General features: G+C 42.2%; 3 protein-coding genes. All 3 read right to left on the bottom strand.

Annotated features, from left to right (window positions below):
- Positions 1 to 352: 352 nt before the first annotated feature.
- The 3 genes from IDZ20_RS05855 to IDZ20_RS05845 all read right to left on the bottom strand — a co-directional run bounded on the left by IDZ20_RS05855 (position 353) and on the right by IDZ20_RS05845 (position 2,152).
- Positions 353 to 745, bottom strand: coding sequence for a hypothetical protein (locus tag IDZ20_RS05855; protein WP_188150496.1), 393 nt, complete (start codon positions 743 to 745; stop codon positions 353 to 355).
- Between the two features lie 548 nt (positions 746 to 1,293).
- Positions 1,294 to 1,629 (bottom strand): hypothetical protein, encoded by a 336-nt coding sequence (locus tag IDZ20_RS05850; RefSeq protein WP_188150495.1) that lies wholly within the window; start codon positions 1,627 to 1,629, stop codon positions 1,294 to 1,296.
- 16 nt (positions 1,630 to 1,645) lie between these two features.
- Entirely contained in the window at positions 1,646 to 2,152 is a 507-nt protein-coding gene (locus tag IDZ20_RS05845) for a hypothetical protein (RefSeq protein ID WP_188150494.1), read from the bottom strand.
- Between the last annotated feature and the right edge of the window lie 93 nt (positions 2,153 to 2,245).

Genomic DNA, 2,245 nt, shown 5'->3' with positions numbered 1-2,245 from the left:
CAACCATTGAGATTAACCTAGCTTTACACCTGAGCCAAGTACCCGTAGAAAATAGAGTTACAACTACGAGTACAAGAAAAACCAAAACCTATAAACGTGAATACTAGAATACTGGTAGCGTTTTGACACTGTTGTGATGATTACTAAAGTAAACGGAGGATGCACGCAAACTCTTCGATATCAGCTGATACTTTTACAGTAAACAACACCAATGAATTCCAAGCCCTACTCTACTTACCGTTAAGACGCATAACGCCGCTATAAATTGCGGCTTTGGAGTTGGTTGTTTTGTGGTAGCGTAGCGTAAAACCACAAAACAAGCGACGGAAAAGCCGTCAATTTGATAGCTTTGTTAACTGCTGAACTTGGATGCACTTTTAACCTCCAAAATGAATGAATTTGCGGTTATGAACCACTCGCACCACGGAACGGTTTGTTTAAAGCCATCGAATGAAAACACACCATCTACGAAATGTGCATGCATAATTTCATCCAATGGGAACTCTGGCTCTGGGTGCTCCTTTGCCGCTTTATCATCCTCCCAATGCGTAGCTCTTTCTTCGGTTACTCCGAGAATTTCTAGTATTGCTTCTTCAACTTTCCAGTCTTGACCATCAGAGCCTGGATGCTCTTTAGAAATAAAAACGCCTTTTATCTCTAAAATCACTGATCCAGATTGACGCTCTATCTTTTCAATTGATGCGTCATGAAACCCTAGCTTGTCAAAATCGGTGCTCAATTTCATAGGCAGTTAACGCCAAGCTCACCTGCAATTTTTGCTGTGAGCGTTTGTGTAAAATGGAGCTGCGCGACAACACAAACGAGCGCAGCAAAAATTGTCAGGTGGAGCGCCTTGTTATGCGAGGCGGCCCAAACCCAATAACACACACGTTGGGCGACCGCTGGTGGCCCCACAGCCTAAACGAAGCGCTTAGACAATAGATATTAAAACCAGATACTACCAAAAACCCCAAACAATACTACAAGAAGATTAAGCAATAGATTGATTTAGCACTTCCGAAAGAGAAACCACTGAGAACAACGACGGGAGACATAGTACGGACACGACCGACTAGAAATTGAATGCCACTCCCTGACTGCATCACTGCGATTTACCCTGCTACGCCACTGCTGGAGCAGCACAAACTAAAAAGACAACTGACAACAACCTAAAACCGACAAAGCGCTCTTTTCAATACCACGCATAACGCCGTTATAAATTGCCCGCATTGCGGAGAGGATTTTTGCGGTAAAGTGGCGAAGCCACCGCAAAAAGGAGCGTAGCAATGCGGGTCAATTTGATAACCTTGTTACATGCGTAGCCACAACAGCGCACATAAGCATTACTGACGGGATAATTAAAGCGCCCCAAATGTACATATTAGCACCCATAATCGTAGGTACAGCCATGCCAAATGATATCGGGTATTGAAGAACAGCAACTGAGACACCCAACACCAAAATAATATTCTTTCGTTTATCGAAGGCAGCCCACAAAGCGCCAACTAAAAGAGCAGGAAAGATAAGTTCGATTGCTAAGTGAGGAACACCTACCAATAGACGATTTACGACTTCTCCCTCTATGCCTAAATTAGCAATAAAGAAAATATAGTCAGTGTAGTAGTTCACGTTGAACAATTCCGTTTCAACATACCAACGAATATATTGGATCAATTTGAATAGTATCGCCAGTAAAGGCGCTGCAATTAGAATTCTTTTCATATTGGCATGTAACGCCAAGCTCACGCTCTAATTCGATATAGTAATCGGATTTTCCGGACTTTTTATTGTCATCTTCACTTGCGATGGAGATTCCAGTTGAAGCAGCCATCCTAATTTGTATTTTTTTATGGGTAATTTCTTCGTCTATTCGCGCTATGAGATCTTCAATACCAGATAGCGAAGTTTTATAATTATTCTTTTGTGTCAGAAGAATGTTTTTCTTTTCGAGATCCGAAACCCGCTTTTTCAATACTTCCATCTCTGCTTTCACAGAAGTTGTTTTCACCTCAGAATCCAGACGAATAATCTCCACCTCTTTTGAATGAAGCTTCTCCATTACAATATAGGCACCTGCAGCAGCTACGATGCAGCCCAACAGGAAAGATAGCAAGTTGTCTTTTGCTTTCTCAAGTATCGAAATTACTTCCATTTGCTAATCCCTCAAGTTTGACCGCATATGTGCATAACGCCAAGCTCACCTGCAATTTTTGCTGTGAGCGTTTGTGTAAAATGGAGCTGCGCG

The organism is Teredinibacter waterburyi (genome assembly GCF_001922985.1).
Classification (GTDB): domain Bacteria; phylum Pseudomonadota; class Gammaproteobacteria; order Pseudomonadales; family Cellvibrionaceae; genus Teredinibacter; species Teredinibacter waterburyi.
The sequence above is the reverse complement of the archived record's forward strand: the minus strand, read 5'-3'. Positions and strand labels throughout refer to the sequence as shown.

Bases quoted from the DNA above. Each gene is read 5' to 3' on its own strand.
- IDZ20_RS05855 (WP_188150496.1), bottom strand. From the start codon at position 745: ATGAAATTGAGCACCGATTTTGACAAGCTAGGGTTTCATGACGCATCA.
- IDZ20_RS05845 (WP_188150494.1), bottom strand. From the start codon at position 2,152: ATGGAAGTAATTTCGATACTTGAGAAAGCAAAAGACAACTTGCTATCT.